The organism is Bacteroides sp. 3_1_13 (assembly GCF_001185845.1).
Classification (GTDB): Bacteria; Bacteroidota; Bacteroidia; order Bacteroidales; family Bacteroidaceae; genus Bacteroides; species Bacteroides xylanisolvens.
Map to the genome: position 1 here is coordinate 1,495,814 of NZ_KQ236955.1, position 21,675 is coordinate 1,517,488.

Here is a 21,675-nt window from a genome sequence, read left to right on the forward strand (position 1 = left end):
TCTTATTAATTGAGTAGGCTTTATTTCTTTTTTTGTCCCGGGTAAGGCTCTACCATGCAACGTTTAGCCCATGCTTCATAAGCCTTTGTCATTTCAGCTACTTTTTCAGGGTATTGTGCTGCTAGATTATGCATTTCGCTCCGGTCCTCATTCAGGTTGTATAATTCCCATTTAGCGTTTTCTCCCGGGCGAACCAGTTTCCAACCGTCATTAGAGAGGAATGCACGTTCATTGTAATGTTCGAATCCAAGGTAGTCATGTCCTTCACGATGTCCGGTCTTGAAAATAGGAACCAGACTCTTGCCTTCCAATGGAATGATGTCATTTCCTTTATATTTGGTAGGATAAGTGGCGCCTGCCATATCGATACAAGTAGCCATGATATCCATCACATGTCCGATTTCGGGAGTCGTTTTGCCGACATTCTTCTTGATACCTTTTGGCCAGTGGGCAATCATCGGAGTACAGATTCCTCCTTCATAAGATTTGGCTTTCCAGAAACGGAACGGTGTATTGGCTACGTTTGCCCAGCGTGCTCCCAGTGAAGCATAAGTTGTTTCCGGGCCAGGCAGCACTTCTTTGTTATGAGGATAAACCATTTTCTCCCCTTTACGTGTCATATCAGGACGGTCGTTTTCTCCGGGAGAGTAGTTCTGACAATCTTCATTGCTGCATCCATTGTCGGAAAGGAATAAAATCAGTGTATTTTCAAGTTGTCCTGTCTTTTCCAGAGCATCGATTACTTGTCCTATTCCCTGGTCCATACGGTCGATCATGGCAGCATGAACAGCCATGGCACGAGCATCCCATTCAGCATGTGGGTTATCTTCCCATTTATCTTTGAACTGTCTATCAGACAGGAAATTATCCATGTTAGGGAATATACCCAGTTGTTTCTGACGTTCGTAACGGGCGTTACGGATAGCTTCCCAGCCTACTTTATAGGTATCCTTATATTTTTCAATATCTTCCGGCAGTGCATGCAATGGCCAGTGTGGTGCTGTGTAAGCCAGGTACATAAAGAATGGTTTATCGTCTTTGGCATACTCTTTCACTTCTTTCACTGCACGGTCTGAAAGCGCCTGTGTGATGTAATATCCGTCGGGTACTTCTTTCACGGGTACTTCACCTTCTACCAGACTGAATGGGTCAAAATAGTCTACTACTCCGTAGATAGTACCATAGTGGTTATCAAATCCGCGATTCACCGGATAATGACAAAGATCAGAATAGGTTTCGTGGTATACGTGATGTGCGAGCCATTCGCGTTGGTCTTTGCGTAGTGGAGTTTCTGCGATGTGCCATTTACCTACCATGCTGGTAGCATATCCTGATTCTTTCAATACCTCTGCGATGGTAACGGCATTGCGTGAGAGTGTTCCCCGGTAACCCGGCAGGTGGTCATCGAAGGTCATACGTCCGATTCCTGCCTGATGTTGATAAAGTCCTGTCAACAGGGAAGCACGCGTCGGACAACTCCGGCTGGTGTTATAGAAATGATTGAAACGTACTCCTTGTTTTGCCAGTTTGTCCAGATTAGGTGTGTGGATTTCACTACCGTAGCATCCCAGGTCGGAATAGCCTAGGTCATCTGCAAGAATTACCAGGATATTGGGTCTTTGATCGGACTTTTTTCCTTTGGCCTCTGCTGCAGAATGTCCAGCAACCATCAAGGCGGTTGGTAATAGTAAAAATTTAGAATTCATAAGTTTAATGTTGGTTTATAATTTGTTTTTCACTGTATTACTCTTTTCCTTTGTCTTTGTTTTCCTCAAACCATTTACATACTTTCTTGCTCAACTTGGCAACCAAATCAGGATGCTCATTTGCGATATTATTCTTTTCGAACTTATCCTTTTCCATATCATATAGTTGTGCATCGCTTCCGTCACCGTTTACTAATAATTTCCATTTTCCACTGCGTATAGCTAAATGGGGGCTTCTGTCATAAGGGTTTCCTGGAAAGCCAAAATGTTTGTTTCGTCCGAAGTCCCACATTAAATCAGTCTTGCGTTTAGCTTCCGATTTACCGAGAAGAACTTTTGCATAGTTCTGCCCATCACCTTTATAGCCTTTTTCTGTTTTGATTCCGGCTACTGAACAGAGAGTCGGATATAAATCTACAGCACATAACACAGACTCGTTATTTACCTGTCCGGCTTTAATTTTCTTGGGGTATCTGATGATGAAAGGCATACGAATACCACCTTCATAAAGACTATTTTTAGTTCCTCTCAAATAAGCGGAACGTACAGACTTAAAGCTGGGTGCAGGGCCATTGTCGCTAGTGAAAATAATGATTGTGTTTTCCGCCAGCCCCATATCATCCAGTGCTTTGATAAAACGTCCAAGCTGTTTGTCCATTTCAGCAAGGACGGGAGCAAATGCTTCTTGTGTTTCCCAGCTTTTTCTTTCCTTTTGTTTGAATTCCGGTACCCAAGGGGTATGCATATCATCCGGCCATAGATTCAGGAAAAAAGGTTCGCCTTTATGCTTTTTTACAAACTCAATGCTCTTATCTACAAAGTATTCCGTTCGTCTCCAGCGTTTCACGCTGTCTTTATCCGACCAGATCCATTTGGTAGCAGTGATTGCTGGTTCCGGGTCCGGGCTTTCGTAGGTTGATATGTATTCGTCAAAACCGTAATTCTTAATAGAAGGAGCGTTATGTACGTCGCGTCCGCCTCCCATGTGCCATTTTCCGATGTGTCCTGTTGAGTAACCTGCATTTTGGAAAGCACGTGCCATGGAGGGTAACTTATCATCAAGGAAATTACGTTGTTCGCATCTCTTATTAGCAGCTTTGTCGTTCAGGAAAGTGTTGATTCCCACTTCAAGAGGAAAGAGACCTGTGGTCAATCCACAGCGAGACGGAGAACTAACCGGCGCAGAAGAATAATACTGGTTGAATAATAACCCGTCTTGTGCTAGCCTGTCAATATTAGGTGTAGGAGCGAATTTGCCTCCATAACAACCTATGTCACCGATACCCATATCATCGATATAGATAATTACTACATTAGGTTTTGTTTCTGCTTGTGTGTTAGCAATGGGGAGTAAGGCTCCCAGCCAGGGTAAATGTTTTTTCAGATTCATAATTATTGTGATTTAATTAACTTTAGTTTTTCATGATGACTTTTCGCAAAAGTAGGGAAGATATCAGAGAAGGAAGGAAAAATACTAATCAATAAAGGAAAAAAAATGGTAGAATGATAGATTTCTTCTTTCTTCTATTGAGAAAACACGAATAGAGAAGCTCGTAGAAACCGAAAACTTCTCTATTCTTCTAATTATTCTATGATACGATCATTGGAGAAAGTATCTTGAATGGGAGCTTTACTTCGCCACGGTTTTAGTCAGTAATTGTACCCATGAGTATTTAGTGTTTTCTACCCAATTATCCGGTGAGACTTCGATAGTACCAGTTTTTGCTGTTATTTTTTGTATGCAAATCAATCCTTTCTTTCCATTGGCAGTTTTGAACAGGTAAACTTTATCTGCCTGAATAGCTAAGACTTCGGAGGTTGGATCTGCCAGATTTTCTATCGGAGTTGCATCTACCTGGGAGATTGCATTAAATTCTGCTTGTGATAAAGAGGTTTCAGCAAATAATGTGTGTTGTAAACCATTAATTGTCATCAAGCCATAATCACTTCTTTTAGCAGGTGAAACAAGAGCAGGTACAGCTTCGCTTCCTGAAGGCAAGATAATATCTCCGAGTGAGAAATCGACTTCGTTTGCATATTTCATGGCATCAGCAGCCATATAGGTGCGTCCAAGAAGCCATGTTGCATAGTAACAACCATAATAAGCCGAAGCTGTCTCTACTATTTCTCCATCTTTTCCATAATCCGGATCGGAGAATAAAACGGAAGGAGTAATCTCTACCAATAACTTACGTTGGTAAGTATTACCGTCGGTACCTAAAACGACTACTGTAATACAGGCATTCTCTTTTAAAGAAGTAAACTTGTAAGTTGTCTCGTAATTAGCGGTTCCGTCTTCAAATGACCGGGCAGTTTCTTCTATCAGGCTCCCTTGTATTCCAGTCTTGGAGTCTGCCTGATAAATTTCAAAACTCATGATTTCTCCCTGTACTTTGACGGTTGCCGTGTATTCTGCAACTCCTTTCTCTAATGATACTCTATTGTTTTGATCGACACCTGTAAATTCAATCTTGACAGGTGCTTCATAATCAACTTCATATTTATCTGCACAACCGAATAATCCAAATAAACTGATTGACAGAATTAATGCAATTATACTATTTGTTTTCATGACTTTATTTTTTTAAGTAAACATTCTATTTAGATTAGTATCCTGGATTCTGATAGATATTCGGGCAGTTATTAACTTCACTCTGTGGTATTGGGGCCAAGTTCATACGCTCGTTATAATTTCGTGTATCTAAAGTTACCCGCTGATATCCACCGTTAATTTTCTTTATTCCGACAGCCGGTAATCTCATAACATCTTTTGCTATCAGCCATCTTCTTATATCAAAGAATCGATGATCTTCAAAACAAAGCTCTACACGGCGTTCTTTGCGTATGCGTTCCCGAAGGGTCGCCTGATTATAATCAGTGGCCAGTAAGTCTGTCGTGATACCGGCACGGCGGCGTATCCTGTTAAGCTGGGCTATTGCTTTTTCTCTGGCTGTATTTGTGTCTTCGGCCTCATTCTCGGCTTCTGCATAATCGAGCAGGATTTCTGCATATCTCATCATTGGAAAGTCCATGTAAGTGGTACCACCTTTTCGATGATCGATACGGTCATCCAGGAACTTTGTCAGGAAGTATCCGCTTCCCCATCTATATGATTTTGACAGGTCTATTGTAGCTGGCTTACCGTTGACTAAAGGCCAGGTAGCACCATCACATAGAATACTCTGTGCCAAACGGGGATCCCTGTTAGCATAAGGAGAATTTTCATTGTAACCGGAGTTCGGGTTAATAATAGCTTTCGTATTTGATTCATAACCGAGGATGGGTTGTGAACCGTCAAGCATATCATAGCAATCTACCAGCCATTGATTGGGACAAGTCACTAACTCTTTGTTTACGTTCCAAGGGTCAAAAGCAGGCATTGTTCCGTAGAGGTCGTTTGTTGGTGCACGAAGAAATGCCATAATCGTTTCACCATTGGTACGGGTATTAAATAATCGCGTGTAGCTTTTTTCCGGAGTAGTTGGATCTTCATATAAACGATAAAAGTCTCCTCCATCAGCATATTCAATCATATCATAAGCTGCATCTGCTGCTTCCTTCCAAGTTACTCCGGAAGCTTTATGCAAGGGACTTGCTGCATAAAGCAACGTACGTGCCAAGTATCCTAAAGCCGCTCCTCGGGTCGCTCTGCCGTAATCTGGTGCATCGTATTTATCGGGTAATACTCCCGGTTCTGAAAGTTCTTTGAATTCATTAGCAATCCAACGGACTGTAGTTTCTAACGATTCACGCTTGATCTCATCATAAAGCAATGGGTCGAGTTCTTTGTCTCCGATTACTAATGCTCCATAAAAGCGAAATAGTTCATGATGATACAGTGCACGTAAAAAACGTACTTGGTTTTTCAGGGCTATTTTTTCTGAATCTTCCAGTGGTGAACGGTCTACGTTATTTAGAAATGTGTTTGCAGAGCGGATAGCTTTATAGTAGAATGTCCATGGATGGGCATCGCCAATCAAACCTTTGGAAGCATCAATTCCCCCTTTTATAAATTTTTCAAGTTCGGATATGACTGCACCTCCGGCACGGGTTGTATTTCCGGCTCCATCGTCCGTTGCATTGTCAAGCATACAAGGCGACTTTCCTATATTTCCTAAGAATCCGAAGCTTCCCTGCCGATCTCTTCCCATGCGCATACGTGCATACAAGTCGTATGCAACTTTGCGGGTCAATGTAATGTCCGAATAAACCTTCTCTGTATCTGTAAGATCCAGCTCGGTTTCTTTCATCAGGCTATCTGCACTACAACTGGTAAGCAGGATAGCCGTTATAAAGGATATAAATAGTTTTCTCATAAATTACTTGTTTCAAACATTAGAAATTCAGGTTGATACCAAAATTTATTACTTTTTGTTGTGGATAGAATTGCCCGTTACTATTGTTCGGTGATTCAGGGTCTACCTTCTTTACATTATCCCATGTAAGGAGATTATAGGCATTAGTATATACTCTGAGTGAACGTATTCCGATTTTTTTCAAAAGTTTGCGGGGAATAGTGTAACCTAACTGAATATTTTTCAAACGCAAGTATTTGGAGTCTTTCAACCAATAATCCGATTTATAATAATTGGGATGTGTGGCAGTGGCTGCTTTGGTGAAACGTGGATATGTCGCAGTTGCAGCTGTTTCCGGTGTCCATCTTCCGATATGCTCTTCGTAATAGTTACCCCAAGAATTATCCCATGCGATATCTCCTTGCAGATAAATGGATGAACGGGTAGCACCCTGAAGTAATACACTGAAATCAAATCCTTTCCAGTTCAAACCGGCGGTAAGGGAAAAAGTCATCTCGGGCACCGGATTATAGCCGATAGGAGCCTGATCGTTGGAGTCAATCACTCCATCATGATTCAAATCCTTATACTTAATATCCCCTGGTCGGCTTACTTGTCCGAATTGAACGGGGGAACTTGCTACATCTTCATAAGAACTAAAGAATCCGTCGGAAATATAGCCGATGAACTGTCCGATAGGATTGCCGGTCTGTGACATATAGGAATAGGGTTTCACTGACTCACTTTTCTCCACAATCTTATTATGGGCATATCCGTAAATCGCTTTTACGGAATATCCAAAATCTCCTTTTTGATCTTGATAGCCTATTTCCAGATCGTATCCTTGATTTGTTACGACACCATAGTTTATAGGAGCCAGTCCGTTTGAACCGGCTGCTTGAGAATATCTTTCCGGCTCACATAGGATGTTACTACGACGTTCTTTAAAAAAGTCGATATTGGCGGATATTTTGTCTTTCAACCATTTTGTCTCAATTCCTAAGTTGTATTTCCGTGCAATTTCCCAAGTGATATTTTCATTGGCACTTTTTCCTTGAATCAGACCTGTAATTGCAGGATTCTGAGTTTCTCCAAAAGTATAACCTAGTCCATTATCATATCCTGAACGATAGTAGTAAGAGAAACTTCCCAGCTTGTCATTTCCAACTTCACCATAAGAGAAGCGTAGTTTTGTAAAACTTAAGATTGGGTTTTCTTTAAAGAAAGGTTCATTAGTGAGTACCCATCCCATTGATGCAGCAGGGAAAAGCTGATAGCGGTGTCCTTCTGCAAAACGGTTTGAACCGTTATAGCCGGCGTTGATTTCGAATAGATAACGATTCTCATAATCATAGTTAACACGTCCTACTAAAGCCTGATAGATATGGGGCACGTAAGAATAACGTCCACCGGGAGTGGAGGTGTAACTCATATTGTAAAGAACTAATCCGGATATGTTATGTCCTGAGAAGGATTGTTTATAACGAACTGCTGCTTCAGCATATTTGCGATGTGTAGCTGCTGTTTTATTAGTGGCTTTTGTAGGCAGCACCATTTCAAGTCCCTGTTTATAAGTTTCGGCTATCGGGTTATATTGATAAATGTTTGGACGTTGTTGTATGCTGCGGTTATTGTTCCAGCCGGCATCATAAGAGAACTTTCCATCGATGCTTAATCCTTTCAATAGTTTTCTTAGGTTATATTTGAAAACGAAATCTGTCTCGAGTTTATTGCTAAAATTGAGGAAAAATCCTGAATAGCATAATGTTACGAGTGGATTCTGTCTCCATATACCATCGGCAGCGGCATAAGTACCGTTTGCATTCAAGATTGGGAAAGCTTGGGGAGAATTACGGTAGAACATACCAAATAGTCGTAGTGCTTCATCTCCGTTGGCATCATAACCGTATGGGCGGTTCTGACTCCCGAAACGATAAGCAAGATTCACGGATACTTTGAAATCTTCAGTCAGGTTGATATCAATATTCGAACGGGTAGTGAGCCTGTTGTACCTATATTCTGAATCATACCCTTCTTTGTATAAGCCTTTAGCTACATCGGGCGAGGCTGCTAAAAGAGCTTGTATCGTTTCATGTTCTTTAATTTTGTCTACATCTGTCTCAAACATACCAGTCTGCGTGAAATATCCCACAGAGACAAAGTAACGTACTGTCTTGTTTCCACCGGATAAGTTGACGTTGTATTTTTGTTGGAAACCGTTCTTCGTAAACATATCTACAAAGTCGTTGTCCGGGTGTGTAAACGGACTTTTCTGGGTACGATAGAGATAGTTATCATACTCTGACAGGAAAATTCCACGGGTATTGCCGGTATCAGATGGGTCAAAGCCATCATTGATGGCACCCTCACGCATGAATCTTGAAACGGACTCTGCATTTTGTGTTTGGGATATACGATTGAAGGAAGTAATACCGAATTCAGATGAGAAGGATATTCGAGTCTCTCCCTCACGACCTCTCCGGGTAGTTACCAATATTACACCATTTGCTCCTCGTACACCGTATACGGCTGTTGCAGAAGCATCCTTTAACACGGAGATAGTTTCTATATCATCAGGGTCGATTTGTGCCATAGGCCGTTCTACCCCGTCAATCAGTACTAAAGGGCTAGAATCGTTCAATGAAGCGCGACCACGAATAAACATTGTAGCCTGATCACCGCCGGGACGTCCGCTCTCTTGCCGGGTTACCAGTCCTGGGATGCGGCCACCTAAAGCGTTTGTGACACTTGATACAGGCATGCTTTTCAAGTCTTCAGTTCCGACATTAGAAATTGAACCGGTCAGAGATACTTTTTTCTGTGTTCCATATCCCACCACAACAACTTCATCTAATTGTGCAATGTCTTCTTCCAAGGTGACATTGATAAAAGGATGATTCTTTTTTATGGCAATAGATTGTTCTATAAAGCCGATCATTGAGATAAGAAGTGTTTGCTCTGCTTCGTTGGACAATGTAAGAGTAAATTTTCCATCCAAACCAGTCACTATTCCATTATTAGTCCCTTTCTGAAGGACAGTAGCGCCAATCATCTCCATTCCTTGGGCATCTTTAACAATTCCGCTAACTTTGGTTTGTGCACAGACATGCCAGATGGAGCTGGTTAAGCATATGAATAATATTATTATCTTTTTCATGTTTTCTATCTATTAAATAGTTTTGATGCCCGTTACCAACCTGGATTCTGTTGGATGGAAGGGCTTTCCTTGATTACTTTCAGAGGAATAGGATGATAATACATGTAATCTTTAAAATTGCGTGCTTCATCTACTGTAATGCGTGTATAATGAAGCCCGGAAGCATTTTCTTCTACTTTCATTCCGATAATAGGTTCTCTAAGTTGATTGCCATCCATCCAACGTCGCAAATCGAAGTAACGATGTTCTTCAAAACAGAGTTCGATACGGCGTTCTTGTTTCACTTTTTCCATAAAGTTGTTATCTGTCACCCCATTAAGAAATTTATCATTTGTTCCGAATCCTGCTCTGGTACGTATTTTTTGTACGGCTTCTATTGCTGTCAAACCATAGCCTTCTGGATCCGCACTCATGCCGTAAGCGTGATGCATGGCTTCTGCGTAGGAAAGTAGGATATCAGATAAGCGAATCATCGGGAATAAGTGGAAAACGGTACCCACATTGGCCTGTCCGAAGTTCAGTGTTTTGTCCAGGAATTTAGCTAAATAATATCCTGTATTGGTCGAACGGTTCTTTACTTGGTTGAGTCCGTCTATGGTTGTGTTATCGCTAATTCGCGTATAAATGGTATTCTTTCCATAAACCGAACCGTCATATCCGATAATTGCTGTCAAACGCGGGTCTCTGTTAGTATACATGCTTGCACCGTCAGAAGAATGGGTATAATCGCTTCCATCTTTCATGGTAAATGCATCGATCAATTGCTGTGAAGGTACTGTACCTCCTCCCTGATCTTTTGAGATTGTAGGGGGATAATGTCTGTTTTCCAGAGCATTGTCCTTAGCAGCCGTATAGAATAGGATATATTCCGGATTAGGATTGGCATTGATAAAGATCTTGTCGTACGTCTTAGCAGCAGTAAGAGCTATCAAACTATATTTTTTACTTCCATCCGGAGATATTGTTCCGTCTGCATTTAGATTGATTACATCTGCACAAGCTTTGGCTGCAAGTTTCCAACGTTCCGTCACATCCGAGCCGTCAGTGTAGCCTAGTAGTGGATCGTTATTATCTGTTCTGTTGTAGAGTGGACTTGCGGCATAGAGTAATGTCTTGGCTTTAATAGCAAGTGCCATTCCTTTAGTCATACGGCCATAAGAACCATTCCCACCTTCCGGATCAACTTTCAATACAGCGGCAGCACTCTCACATAACTGTACGATGTGATTGACGCAGTCTTTGAAAGAGTCTCTTGCCTTTGTCTGCAGTTCAGGATCGTTAACTTCGTAAATACGATCGACGATAGGAAAGCCTCCGTAGTGTCTTAACAGGTTAAACTCAAATAAGGCTTGTAAACATTCAGTTTCCGCACAATAGGTATCTTTAAATGCCTGGATGTCTTCTTCTGTCTTATTTTGTAACACCAAGTCAGCCTCACGCAAATACTTGCGGGCAAAAATGGCTTGTTGAATTCCCTTGTATGACTTATTCCAACATTCTTCAATCGGATTTGAAGAAGTGATATACCCACGAGACAACTTATGAATATCCGAATCTATGATTGTACTTATTCCATCATTGGTGGCTGCATCTAAAAAGGCATTTCCTACGTGGTTGAAGCCTTCGGGAATATATGCATACACCTGATTAATCGGTTTCAGATAGTTCTGTTCATTCGTAAAAATATCATCAGGCTGGGCCCAGTCATAGGGCATGTCATCCAGATAATCACAACCGGAAAATGTTAGTGTTGCGCTTATTGTCAAATAAATTATCGATTTTTTCATGCTATCAGAATTTTAAGGAACAACCTATACTCATGTTTCTCGTCAAAGGAGCTGCCAGTGAAGGAGCTTCAGGATCAACCCATTTATATTTTGTCCAGGTAATCAGATTCGTTCCGCTAAGGAAAAGTCTCAATCCCTTAAGATGGATTTTCTGTATCATTTTTGTAGGAAAGTCATAGGCAACTTCCAGTGTTTTTAATCTTAAGAAATCAGCATCCTTCACATTTAATGTACTTATCTGCCTGTTATTAAGATTGGCATTGTCCAGTGTTGTTAAACGTGGGAATGTTGCATTCTGGTGTTCGGGTGTCCAGTAATCAAGTTGATGCTCAAATATGGTTCCGTTATCTGTGAAAGGATTCATCACTATGTCCGAATATTGACGAGAGACTTTTGCTGCTCCTTGAAATAATGCGGTGATCGAAAATCCTTTGTAGCCGACTCCTAAGTTAATACCATACATAATTCTGGGAATGTCTCCGTAACCGATAGGCACCATATCGTTTACGTCAATCTGTCCGTCTTTGTTTATATCTTCATAACGTACATCACCTGGTTGGACATCAGAGAATGTTTGTACAGGAGAGGCTGCTATTTCTTCCCAAGAATTGAAAAAGCCTTTTGCAATGTATCCTCGATTTTCTCCTAAAGGCCGTCCCTGATTCTTCAACCATTCGTATGGCTGATCTACTTCACCGTTTGCAATCAGTTCATTCGTAGAATAAGAGAATGTACCACCTATGAAATAGCTCCAGTCTGCAATATTTGAATTCCACATGGCAGATAAGTCTACTCCATGGCTATTGATTTTGCCTATATTCTGCTTAAATTCCTTTACATTGCCGACAAGAGAACTGATTTTGTTATTTACTACATACATATCATGACGGTTGTCTTTAAAAAATTCTGCTGTAACAGATAACCGGTCTGAAAATAGTCGGGTATCTATTCCGATATTCAGAATTCTGGCTTTCTCCCAAGTCAATCCGGGATTTGGAAGTATATCCTGAATGTATCCTCCAAGCTTTGTTCCCATGTTTACCCCTGTGATATAGACTTCGTTTTGCGGCCACATACGTCCCCTGTAATAAAAGGCGTCTACGCCGGATGAGTTGCCGACTTGTCCATAAGATGCTTTTAGCTTCAGGTAGGGCACTATTTTTTTTGCATCTTTCCAGAAAGATTCGTTAGAAACAGTCCATCCGGCAGATATTGTAGGGAAGAAACCGAATTTGTGTCCCGGACCAAATTTGTGAGATCCCTGATAAGCTCCGATAACATCGATGCCATATCTTTTATCATAATTATAGCCGAACCAACCATTTACGCTTTGGAATCGGGTTGGCAATACCATTTCATCATTGCTTTCATATTGTTCATAGAAAGCTAAAGCCGAAACTCCATGTTTTCCAAAGGTACGGTTATAATCTAATTGAGCCACGATACCGGTCCGGCGGAAAGAACTGGTATTATCTACCTTGTTTATCATCGAGTCATCCTCGCGGGTCCGGCGGAGAACATCTTCATTCGTGGCATCCTTTTCGTAATATGCGAAAGTTATTGTACGTCTGATAGAAGAAATTGTGCGTGAATCCATGGATAGAGCAACAGAAGCTTTTAATCCCTCTGTTATGAAGGAAAGATCCTGTGAGAGTTTTGTACGGAAAGAACCATACAATTGTTTGTCCTGGAAGTAGCCGGAGCGATTTAGCATTGCCCATGGATTTTCACGGAATGCATTTCCTGCTACAATTTTCCCATCTTCTGCATTGATAACATTACCGTATTGATCTGTATATCCTTGGTCATTGTACCATTCTGGGAAGATTCCTTGCGGTAATGTGACTAGATTTTTATAGATATTTTCGGCTCCGCTGCCAGGGCCATTCTGACTTTGATACCAGCCATACAGATTTACATCCAGTTGGGTAGTGCGAGTTACGGCAAAATCGATATTGGAACGGATATTAAACCGTTCAGCAGAGTGATTGGTATTATAATCATGTGAATCATCTGTATTGAAGTAGCCATTGTTACGAGTATACATTGCATTCACGAAATATGTACTTTTTTCTGTTCCTCCTTGGATATTAAGATTATAGCGCTGGCTCCATCGGATATCCTTCAAATATTTATCAGCCCAATCTACATTGGGATATAAAATGGAATTAGGATCATTCTTAGCATAATTCATTATATCATAGTTTGAATACAAGGGATCCAGATTGTCATTATGGCGGGCTATGTTGTGCTGTTTTGCATAATCGGCTGCGTTTAATGATTTTAATTCTTTAAGTGGTTGTTGAGCTATAATTTGAGCTGTCAATTCAACCTGTGGTTTTCCCTTTGCTCCCTTACGAGTTGTAACCAGAATAGCTCCACTGCCTGCACGCATTCCATATAAGGCTGTTGCTGCAGCATCTTTCAATACGGTAATTGATTCTACTTCGTGTGATGACAAAACAGCAAAATCCCGTTCCTGTCCATCAACCAGTACTAATACATCGGGCGAATTACTTCTTTGTCCTCTTATCCAGAATGAATTCTGTTCATTCACTAATCCACCACCTTGCACTTGTCGGGCAAAATAACCAGGTACCAGTCCGGCTAATACTGCCGAAAGATTTGTAACAGGTAGATTGCGTAACTGTTTACCCGAGATTGTATAGGCTGAACCGTTATAATCTCCCATAGGGAGTACACGATATCCTAAGTCCAAGGGTACATCTTCTTTGTTTTGGACATTTTGTGCCTGGCATATCAAATAGCCAGGAAGTAGCCCAACCAACAACATTTTCTTTAAGAACTTCATACGTATAAATTTTGAGTTAACACCATAGTAGATTGATTGATGATGAGGTCACCTCATTTATCACCTTCAGTGTGGTGACGATTGCTGATAGGTGTATGAGAAGCCATTTTATTGTTATCATTTTGAGACATGAGAAACCAATATAGTTCCCCATGTCTCAAGTTTTTAGATTACTTCCATGATTCTACTCGTAAATCATTCACAGGATCGCGACGTAACACTAATTGTTCTTTCACTTTATAGCGTTTGCCTGCCAATTCATAGGTGTAATTCAGGTTGATTTCCGGACAAGGTTTGTCTCCACTGTTGAAGGTGTAAGTCGGACTTTGGGCAATGTAGCTGCCATTTCCTTCAATGATTGTAACTCCTCCTTCTATACCTTCTATTTGAACATTGTAGTCTGAACCAGATTCGCCGTTGTTGTCGATTGTCAACTGGAAACGATTGATGTTGCTTTTTGCTAAGTTTGCTACTCCGGGTCTTAACAATTTATTTTTCGCGAGAGTACTTAGTTCCAATGTATTATTATTTATCAAGTCTTTTTCTTTATACACCACAGTGGTACCTTCTATTGTATTTCCATTATCGTCTACTTCACTTACTTCACCTTGAAGGTAGTAAACTCCGGAAAAGGAACTGACATACTTGATTGCTACAATAGAATAATCCGCTCCCTCGCGAATAGTGTTCATGGAACTTTCTGTAACTTTGAAAGGGAGAGCATAATGGGTAGTCAGACTTAACGGATCTGTATAAAAAGCATCTGTAAACTTGATTTCAACATCTGCTACAGGTAAATTAGATTTCCGCACTTTAAATATCTCCGGATCTTCCAATATGTAATACTCTTCGGGAAGAAGTGTAAGAGGAGTACCCTCTAATAAAGAAGCATCCAAGGTAAATTTAGCCCAATCATTCATGTCAACTTCTCGTTTACCTCCTAATGATACTCCTACATATATAGGCATGTCACGGTCTGATATTACTGTACGCAATGGGTTCTGTAAAGCAAAACCAACATTTGTAGTTTCATAATCATGCGTATAATCTTCATAGCAAGACGATAAACAAGTCGTCAAAGCAAGCAATATTATTTTTGCAATTTTCATAATCGTATATAATATTAGTTATTATTCCACCCCATATTATTTTTGAGGTTTGGGTTCTTTAATAATTCGTCGTTAGGTAACGGCAAATAGTAATAGCGAAGTGCATCCAACGGACGTTGTTCTATTTCTTTTATTTCATAAGAAAGACCGTTGTCTGTTCTTGTCACTTGTATTCCTTCAATAGTGGTATCTAGGGGAAGTAAACAGCGGCGTAAATCCCAAAAACGGTGATCTTCGAAAGCAAATTCTATACGACGTTCATTTTGGATTAATTTCCGGAATGCTGCTTTTCCTTCAGAAGCTACTTCTGACAAATAGGTAGCATCTGTGATACCACCTGATTTTTCACGTATGATTTTTAAGACATCATAAGCACTATATTTACAGTCGTCACCTTTACTTTCAGGTCCCCATGCTTCATTGGCGGCTTCTGCATAATTCAGCCAAACTTCTGTTTTACGTAATAATGGGTTAAAGTGCCGAGAATTCAATGTTTGAATCGGATCCAGCATATTTTTTTGTGTAGTAGACAAGAACTTAGATAAATAATATCCCGAACGACTGGCATAAATGTGAAAACTCTCTGAATCTTTTCCACCTTCAGATACATCAATGTTTGAGTTATAAGCTCCAAATTTTTTTCCTTGATAATATAGATTCATATTGAATCGGTTATCTCTAGCTATCAAATACGGATCTTGCTCATCATATAATGAACGTGAATCTGTTATTGGATAACCATTTTTGGCAGGAAAGGCGGCAGCTAAATTATGGGAAGGAATTGTTTGTGCATTTCCCAAATAAAAAGGAGGATAGTGTCGGCTTTCCATACCATGTACAAGTCCCATGTAGGTGCGGAAAATAAAATCGGCCGGGGTATCACTGCCAGCGTCAGCCAAATCTTTAGCAGCCATCGCTGTAAAGGTATAGTTTATCCCTGCGTCTTTGAGCACTTCATTGGCAAAAAGAGCAGCACGCTCCCAACCAGCTTGATAAGTAGCTTCATTTAATACAGTAAAATTACCCATGCCATTTATTTGAATTACATCCTTGTCTTGATAAGCCGGACTTGCTGCATAGAGCAAAGTTCTTGCTTTAAGAGCATTTGCCGCTAATCCGCAAGCTCTACCAATTTTAGATTTTCCGACAACTACATCATCTCCTGTGTAAGTTACAGGCAAACGTCTTGCAGCTTCTTCACAGTCGGAAACAATCTGGCTGACGCAATCTTTATACGAGTCACGTTTAAACAGGCTCGGCTTCGCAGATTCCTTATCACCAATGAAATGGTTGGTGATCGTATATCCCAATGCTTCTCCTTCGTCTGTTCGTCCTCCATAAGTTTGTAACAATTTGAAGCTGCACCATGCTCTTAAAAAATAGGCTTCGCCAAGTAAACGAGTCTTTATTGCCTGATCAGTTTCTTTACTTACACGATTGTATATTACATCATCTGTAACTCCTTTTTCCATGAATAGATTGATGCTTTGTATCTTATCATACATATTGTCCCAATTTCCAAGTGGATTTGTTGATCGGCTGAATGCTCCCATGCTAGCCCGGTATACACTCGAACCATAATTTCGGGTTAGTGCATTGTCTGTTGCAGCATCTAAGAAATTATCATCATAATGATCCGGAACAACCATTAAATCTGCATATACTTGCGTCAAAACGGCTTGTGCCATATCGGGATTAGTCCATACGGTCTCACTGGACCATTCATTTGTCAATTTAGGGTCAAGCAGATCTTCACAAGAAACAATACTTCCCCAAACACAGGCTAACAGTATTAATTTGCTTATTTTCATATTTGCATATTTTTTAAGTTTAGAAAGAGACGGATAAACCGCCGGTTACAGTCATATAGGCCGGATAATTTGTGATTCCGGCATTTAATCTTTCCGGGTCCAGATCCTTTATTTTAGAGAAGGTAAGCAAATTTGTACCACGTACGAATAGTTTACATTTGTTTGCAAAGAATCTACCTGCCTTATTTTCAAATGTATAACTAAGTTCTATATTTTTCAAACGGAAAAATGAGCCATTCTCTGTCCAGAAACTGGAATCACGAAAGTTATTGCTTTCTGTCGTTGTTGTTAATCGGGGCATTGTACCTGAAGGATTATTAACCTCATGGTAGCGATTTAATGCTAATTCAGAGTATCCATTCAGACCATTATTCCAATAATAAGCGTTTGTACATAATTGAGTAATACCTGTATGAAGAGTTCCTAACATATAAAGTCCAAACCCTTTGTATTTGAGGTCTACATTGATTCCCCAAGTGGTTACAGGAAAACTTTGCCCTAGGCTCATACGGTCATTATCATCTACAATCCCATTGTTGTTTAAGTCAGCGTATGCAATATCGCCGTTTTGATATATACCGTATGATTGTAATGAGTGATCTTCTAATGGAATGTCTTTTCCAAATAATCCTAGTGCTTGTAAGCCAAAAATAGTACTAGTAGGCCGTCCAATGGCTTTACGATAGCTTTCCACTCCTTCTATTTCATTCCATTTATCTAATTTATTTTTTGAATAAGTCATATTGGCTCCGACTGTGTATAAAAAGTCCCGTCCGATATTCCCTTTCCAGTTGATTGCAATATCTATACCTTGATTAGTCACTTGGCCGATATTTTCATACATGGTATAATTCCCTGCTGTAGCGGCATATTGGGCGTTATTCACTCCGATGATATCTTTTCTACATTCATGGAAATAATTGAGTTCTGTGCTTAGGCGATTATTAAAGAATAATCCTTCGATACCAATATTAAACTCTTGAGAGTATTCCCATGTTAAATCAGGATTTCCCCAGCGAGCTAAACTAACTTTATGATCTGTTTGATCCTGGAAGAAATTATAGTTGCCATTATTATTCCAACCAGTTTGATACAAGAAGAATCCAGTATTACCTGTATAGCCTAATACACCGAAACTTGCTTTTAGCTTCAGAAAGTTAACAGCCTTTACTTCTTTCATGAAACTTTCGTTAGAAATTATCCATGAAGCTCCTACAGCCGGAGAAAAGAAAAAACGATCGTTTTTATCAAATTTGTTGGACCCCATACCAGCCAGAGTTAGCTCGGCTAGATAGCGTTTGTCATAACTATAGTTTAAACGCAGAGAGATGTTGGCATCTTTAAAATCTTGTGTCATTCCTGTCATCTCATTCTTTGTATACCGGAATGCGCCAATTGCTGAAAAGTCATGCACTCCTAATGTGCGTTCATATCCTATATCTGCACGCATACCAAAATAGCGGTAGGTATTATTGGAGGCTATCTTTTGCGTTTTGGGCAAATCCAGCTTTTTCATCTGTGTATATCGGGTGATAGTTTCACCGTCTAAATCACTATAAGTGTCAATGGCATAGGTCGGATAAGTATTCCTTAATTCTTGACGTAAGTAACTATAATTGTCAAAAGTTACATAAGCATTAAATGTCAATCCCTTAACGTATTTATTGAAGTCAAAATTTGCTCCAAGGTTTGTTTGGCTATTTACATACCTTTCGGAAGTGTCACCTCCATAAACCATATCTGCATATAAATTGTCTACTATCCGTGTGCTGGCTCCGAAGAATGGCGTGCCATCTTCATTGGGGGTAAACTGTCCCGATAATGTTTCATTAGGAATAATGAAAGGGTACTCATTGGGACGATTAGAAGATAATGTACTGAATATGCCTGCACCATCTTTTGCTCCCCAGTTTTTCAGTTCCACACGAGCTGCAACATCTGCTGTTACTGTAAGAAAATCGGTGATTTTAATATCCAGATTACCACGTGCATTCATACGGTGTAAAGCCGAACGTTCTCCAACTTTTTCTAATCCGGAACCACCAGTATATCCACCAACTAATGCGTATTTCACACCTTCATTACCTCCATTAAACTCAATTGTACCTTTTCGGTAGATATTTTGGTTTAATAAGAACTCATTGTAATAATCAACATTTGGATACAATACATCATTGACTCCACTACTATTTCTGTATCCTTCTAATTGCGTGTCAGTATAATAAGGATTCATCCCATCGTTTATACGAGCTTCATTAAACAATTTTGAATAGTTGTAGGAATCCAGATACTTAGGTACACGTGTAGAGGGCTGTATACCGTATTCTACCCCGACACGAACAATTCGTTTATGAGCTTCTCCTCTTTTAGTACGTACCAAGACCACTCCGTTTGTGGCAGCTGCTCCATACAGGATTTTGGCTGTAGCATCTTTTAAAACTTCGATGGATTCTATTTCTTCCGGTAAAATATCATCTATCGGGCGTTCTATTCCGTCAATAATAACCAAGGCCGTATTTGTTCCATTATTGTGTTGTCCACGTACATATAATGTTGATGTGTTATAGCCCAAGCCGCCATCACCGGAAATAGCAATTAGTCCGGCAGCCTGTCCTTGTAAGGCATTGGATAATTGTAAATCAGGGTATTTTAATACATTTTCCATAGATAACTTGGATACTGTACCTACCAGGTCCCGCTGATACGTTTTTCCACCGTCTGCACGTTCGTGTATGTCCCTTTCTGAAGCATATAGATCTTCATTTTGTAATTTGATGACAGTGGGTTGTTCTTTTGCGAGGTTTATTACAACATCTTTATAACCGAACGCTTCAATTAATAAGGTTCCATCAGCTTTTGTTTTGAGTGCAAATTTTCCATTTGCATCTGTATAGTTTATAATAGAACCTTCACCGCTCAATACTGTTACTCCGCTTAGCGGTTTACCTGTGTTGTCTGTCACCAGCCCTTTCACTTCAATAAGGGCTGTTTTTTTCTTTTTAGGTTTATCCTGTGCTTCTAGCGAAGTGGCTATGCCGGATAATATAGCAGTGACAAACAGAATAAATATGAATTTATTATATCTTTTCATTTGATTAAGCCATTTTAATTACCAATATGGGTTTTGTTGCAAATTATTCAATGCGTCTACGTCATGTTGAGGCAAAGGATACCAGTAATTCTTCTTTGTAAAAGAACGCACTTCCGGAGTTATATCGATTTGTTCATAATCATAAGTCAATGTAGACTTATCCGTGATACTTCCATGATTAGATTCTCGTGGTGTGAATAATGCTCCTTTAATAGGATAAGTATCCTTGAATGTTTCTTCCAAGATCATCCAGCGGCGGATATCCCACCAACGATGATTTTCAAACATTAATTCTACGGCACGCTCACGGCGATAAGCTGCACGGAATTTATCAGGATCGGCTACAATATCTGATGGCAGATCTGTTAAGCCAATTCGTCTGCGAAGAATATTAATAGCTTCTGCAGCTGATATAGGACATCCTTCAATAGTTGCCGTAGCACTTCCACAACCCTCAAATAGCGCTTCTGCATAATCTAAATAAATTTGCGAAGCACGGATATATATGGTGAGGAAGCGATAGTCCCACCAACAGTTCGGATTGTTCTTTTCAAGATACTGATTGCATTCCGGCCACATGAACTTTTTACACATAAATCCTGTGAACATTCGTTTGTTGCAGTCTTTTTGAGTTAACATGTGCTGATAGGCTGCTCCTCCTTTGTAGGTTGTAATGTAATAGGTACGTCCATCAGCGTAATGTCCCCAAGTTGTTCCAGGTAAAAGTATGTTGTTGTAGAAACGGGGATCACGATCCTCAAATGGTTTATGGTCATAGTCAAGTGCATAGCCGCTTCGTGGGTCATCAATCGGGTAATAAATACCGTCTGCTCCCTTCTTGTCAAACATGTTGACGATATTCAAACTTGGGCAGCACATGGAATTTCCATCTGGTCCCGAACCGAATGCAAGATCCTCATATTGCCAGAATGTGCGGATAGTGCGTTTTTGGTTTTGATTAGCAGCGTTAGGAAATTGTCGCTTGACCCAAATGTATTCCGGTTGATGCACAGGTGGATATTTAAAATAGAAAACATTCGTATATTCTTCTTTACTAGCCAAACCATAGGGATAAGGGGCAGACTTGCTTCCATCCATATAACGTATTACTTCATAAGCTGATTTTGCTGCGGATTTTGCGCGTTCCGTGTCATAGCCTTTGTTTTCTGTAGAATTTAAATCATTCTGCATCAATGGACTTGCATCAAACAACTGTGCCCATTCTTTAAGTGCCATTGCTGCAATTTTTGTGGGTCTTCCATAGTTTGGATCATCCCAACTGTCAGGTAACATGTAGATTGCTTTTTGTATATCTTCCATCATCCAGTCGTGTGATTCATGGTAGGTCATACGGGGAATATCATCATCTCCACCTTCAAAGACCTTGTCAATAATAGGCATCCCCCCATATCTTTTGATTATCTGAAAGTAGAACCAAGAACGATAGAAATAAGCTTGTCCCAGAATCTCATTTTTTTGTTCAGGTGTCAAAGGAGCCTTATCGATATCATTAATAATGCGGTTATTGATACGCAACGCCTTATATGATCGAGATATAGCTGTACTTCCAGCATTACCGATTTCGAAAGTCTTATTTGATTTGGCATTACTTAACCAGTTTCCGGAATGTAAAGTAAAAACGGCAGATGAATTATCTGTAGTTGCCATTTCGTCTGCAAAGAGACCGACAAATGCGCGTCCATTTTCCCAATTATCCATCACCATAACATTTTCCAATTGGTTGAAAGATTGGTCTAAGAAACCTCGTAAGGAATAGTAATCCCTAAAGATATCATCTTCTGTCAATCCTACATCTTCCCTTTTATCTAAGAAGTCTTCACAGCTTGTCATCCCGCCAAGAATGAAAACTGAACAGATATATAATAATACTTTTCTCATCTTTATTT

General features: G+C 40.1%; 11 protein-coding genes. All 11 read right to left on the reverse strand.

The genetic code is table 11. The features are described 5' to 3' along the window. Window positions 1–20: 20 nt before the first annotated feature. The 11 genes from HMPREF9009_RS05460 to HMPREF9009_RS05510 all read right to left on the reverse strand — a co-directional run bounded on the left by HMPREF9009_RS05460 (window position 21) and on the right by HMPREF9009_RS05510 (window position 21,667). Window positions 21–1,706, reverse strand: coding sequence for an arylsulfatase (locus HMPREF9009_RS05460; protein WP_049701654.1), 1,686 nt, complete (start codon window positions 1,704–1,706; stop codon window positions 21–23). Between the two features lie 37 nt (window positions 1,707–1,743). After that, window positions 1,744–3,096, reverse strand: a complete 1,353-nt coding sequence (locus tag HMPREF9009_RS05465; protein ID WP_049701655.1) for a sulfatase family protein — start codon at window positions 3,094–3,096, stop codon at window positions 1,744–1,746. A gap of 240 nt (window positions 3,097–3,336) precedes the next feature. Continuing rightward, window positions 3,337–4,278 carry a hypothetical protein gene (locus tag HMPREF9009_RS05470; protein ID WP_049701656.1) on the reverse strand — a complete coding sequence of 314 codons (942 nt, stop codon included), beginning with the start codon at window positions 4,276–4,278 and terminating at the stop codon, window positions 3,337–3,339. A 34-nt stretch (window positions 4,279–4,312) separates the two neighbouring features. Beyond that, on the reverse strand, window positions 4,313–6,022 hold the full coding sequence (locus HMPREF9009_RS05475; RefSeq protein WP_049701657.1) for a RagB/SusD family nutrient uptake outer membrane protein: 1,710 nt from the start codon (window positions 6,020–6,022) through the stop codon (window positions 4,313–4,315). 19 nt (window positions 6,023–6,041) lie between these two features. Further along, the gene (locus HMPREF9009_RS05480) at window positions 6,042–9,158 is read right to left on the reverse strand and encodes a SusC/RagA family TonB-linked outer membrane protein (RefSeq protein ID WP_008024150.1); all 3,117 of its coding nucleotides are present in this window, start codon (window positions 9,156–9,158) and stop codon (window positions 6,042–6,044) included. A 32-nt stretch (window positions 9,159–9,190) separates the two neighbouring features. Then, window positions 9,191–10,945, reverse strand: a complete 1,755-nt coding sequence (locus HMPREF9009_RS05485; protein WP_049701658.1) for a RagB/SusD family nutrient uptake outer membrane protein — start codon at window positions 10,943–10,945, stop codon at window positions 9,191–9,193. A gap of 4 nt (window positions 10,946–10,949) precedes the next feature. Then, window positions 10,950–13,757 carry a SusC/RagA family TonB-linked outer membrane protein gene (locus HMPREF9009_RS05490; RefSeq protein WP_049701659.1) on the reverse strand — a complete coding sequence of 936 codons (2,808 nt, stop codon included), beginning with the start codon at window positions 13,755–13,757 and terminating at the stop codon, window positions 10,950–10,952. 170 nt (window positions 13,758–13,927) lie between these two features. Continuing rightward, the gene (locus HMPREF9009_RS05495) at window positions 13,928–14,866 is read right to left on the reverse strand and encodes a DUF1735 domain-containing protein (protein WP_049701660.1); all 939 of its coding nucleotides are present in this window, start codon (window positions 14,864–14,866) and stop codon (window positions 13,928–13,930) included. A 14-nt stretch (window positions 14,867–14,880) separates the two neighbouring features. Next, window positions 14,881–16,677: a RagB/SusD family nutrient uptake outer membrane protein gene (locus HMPREF9009_RS05500; protein WP_049701661.1), complete on the reverse strand. Its 1,797-nt coding sequence runs from the start codon at window positions 16,675–16,677 to the stop codon at window positions 14,881–14,883. 19 nt (window positions 16,678–16,696) lie between these two features. Beyond that, window positions 16,697–19,768, reverse strand: a complete 3,072-nt coding sequence (locus tag HMPREF9009_RS05505; protein WP_049701662.1) for a SusC/RagA family TonB-linked outer membrane protein — start codon at window positions 19,766–19,768, stop codon at window positions 16,697–16,699. A gap of 18 nt (window positions 19,769–19,786) precedes the next feature. Further along, entirely contained in the window at window positions 19,787–21,667 is a 1,881-nt protein-coding gene (locus HMPREF9009_RS05510) for a RagB/SusD family nutrient uptake outer membrane protein (protein WP_004298172.1), read from the reverse strand. Window positions 21,668–21,675: the final 8 nt, after the last annotated feature.

Excerpts from the sequence above, each read along its gene's own strand:
- HMPREF9009_RS05505 (WP_049701662.1), bottom strand. The coding sequence starts at position 19,768 with ATGAAAAGATATAATAAATTCATATTTATTCTGTTTGTCACTGCTATA.
- HMPREF9009_RS05490 (WP_049701659.1), bottom strand. The coding sequence starts at position 13,757 with ATGAAGTTCTTAAAGAAAATGTTGTTGGTTGGGCTACTTCCTGGCTAT.
- HMPREF9009_RS05470 (WP_049701656.1), bottom strand. The coding sequence starts at position 4,278 with ATGAAAACAAATAGTATAATTGCATTAATTCTGTCAATCAGTTTATTT.
- HMPREF9009_RS05475 (WP_049701657.1), bottom strand. The coding sequence starts at position 6,022 with ATGAGAAAACTATTTATATCCTTTATAACGGCTATCCTGCTTACCAGT.
- HMPREF9009_RS05500 (WP_049701661.1), bottom strand. The coding sequence starts at position 16,677 with ATGAAAATAAGCAAATTAATACTGTTAGCCTGTGTTTGGGGAAGTATT.
- HMPREF9009_RS05465 (WP_049701655.1), bottom strand. The coding sequence starts at position 3,096 with ATGAATCTGAAAAAACATTTACCCTGGCTGGGAGCCTTACTCCCCATT.
- HMPREF9009_RS05480 (WP_008024150.1), bottom strand. The coding sequence starts at position 9,158 with ATGAAAAAGATAATAATATTATTCATATGCTTAACCAGCTCCATCTGG.
- HMPREF9009_RS05460 (WP_049701654.1), bottom strand. The coding sequence starts at position 1,706 with ATGAATTCTAAATTTTTACTATTACCAACCGCCTTGATGGTTGCTGGA.
- HMPREF9009_RS05495 (WP_049701660.1), bottom strand. The coding sequence starts at position 14,866 with ATGAAAATTGCAAAAATAATATTGCTTGCTTTGACGACTTGTTTATCG.
- HMPREF9009_RS05510 (WP_004298172.1), bottom strand. The coding sequence starts at position 21,667 with ATGAGAAAAGTATTATTATATATCTGTTCAGTTTTCATTCTTGGCGGG.
- HMPREF9009_RS05485 (WP_049701658.1), bottom strand. The coding sequence starts at position 10,945 with ATGAAAAAATCGATAATTTATTTGACAATAAGCGCAACACTAACATTT.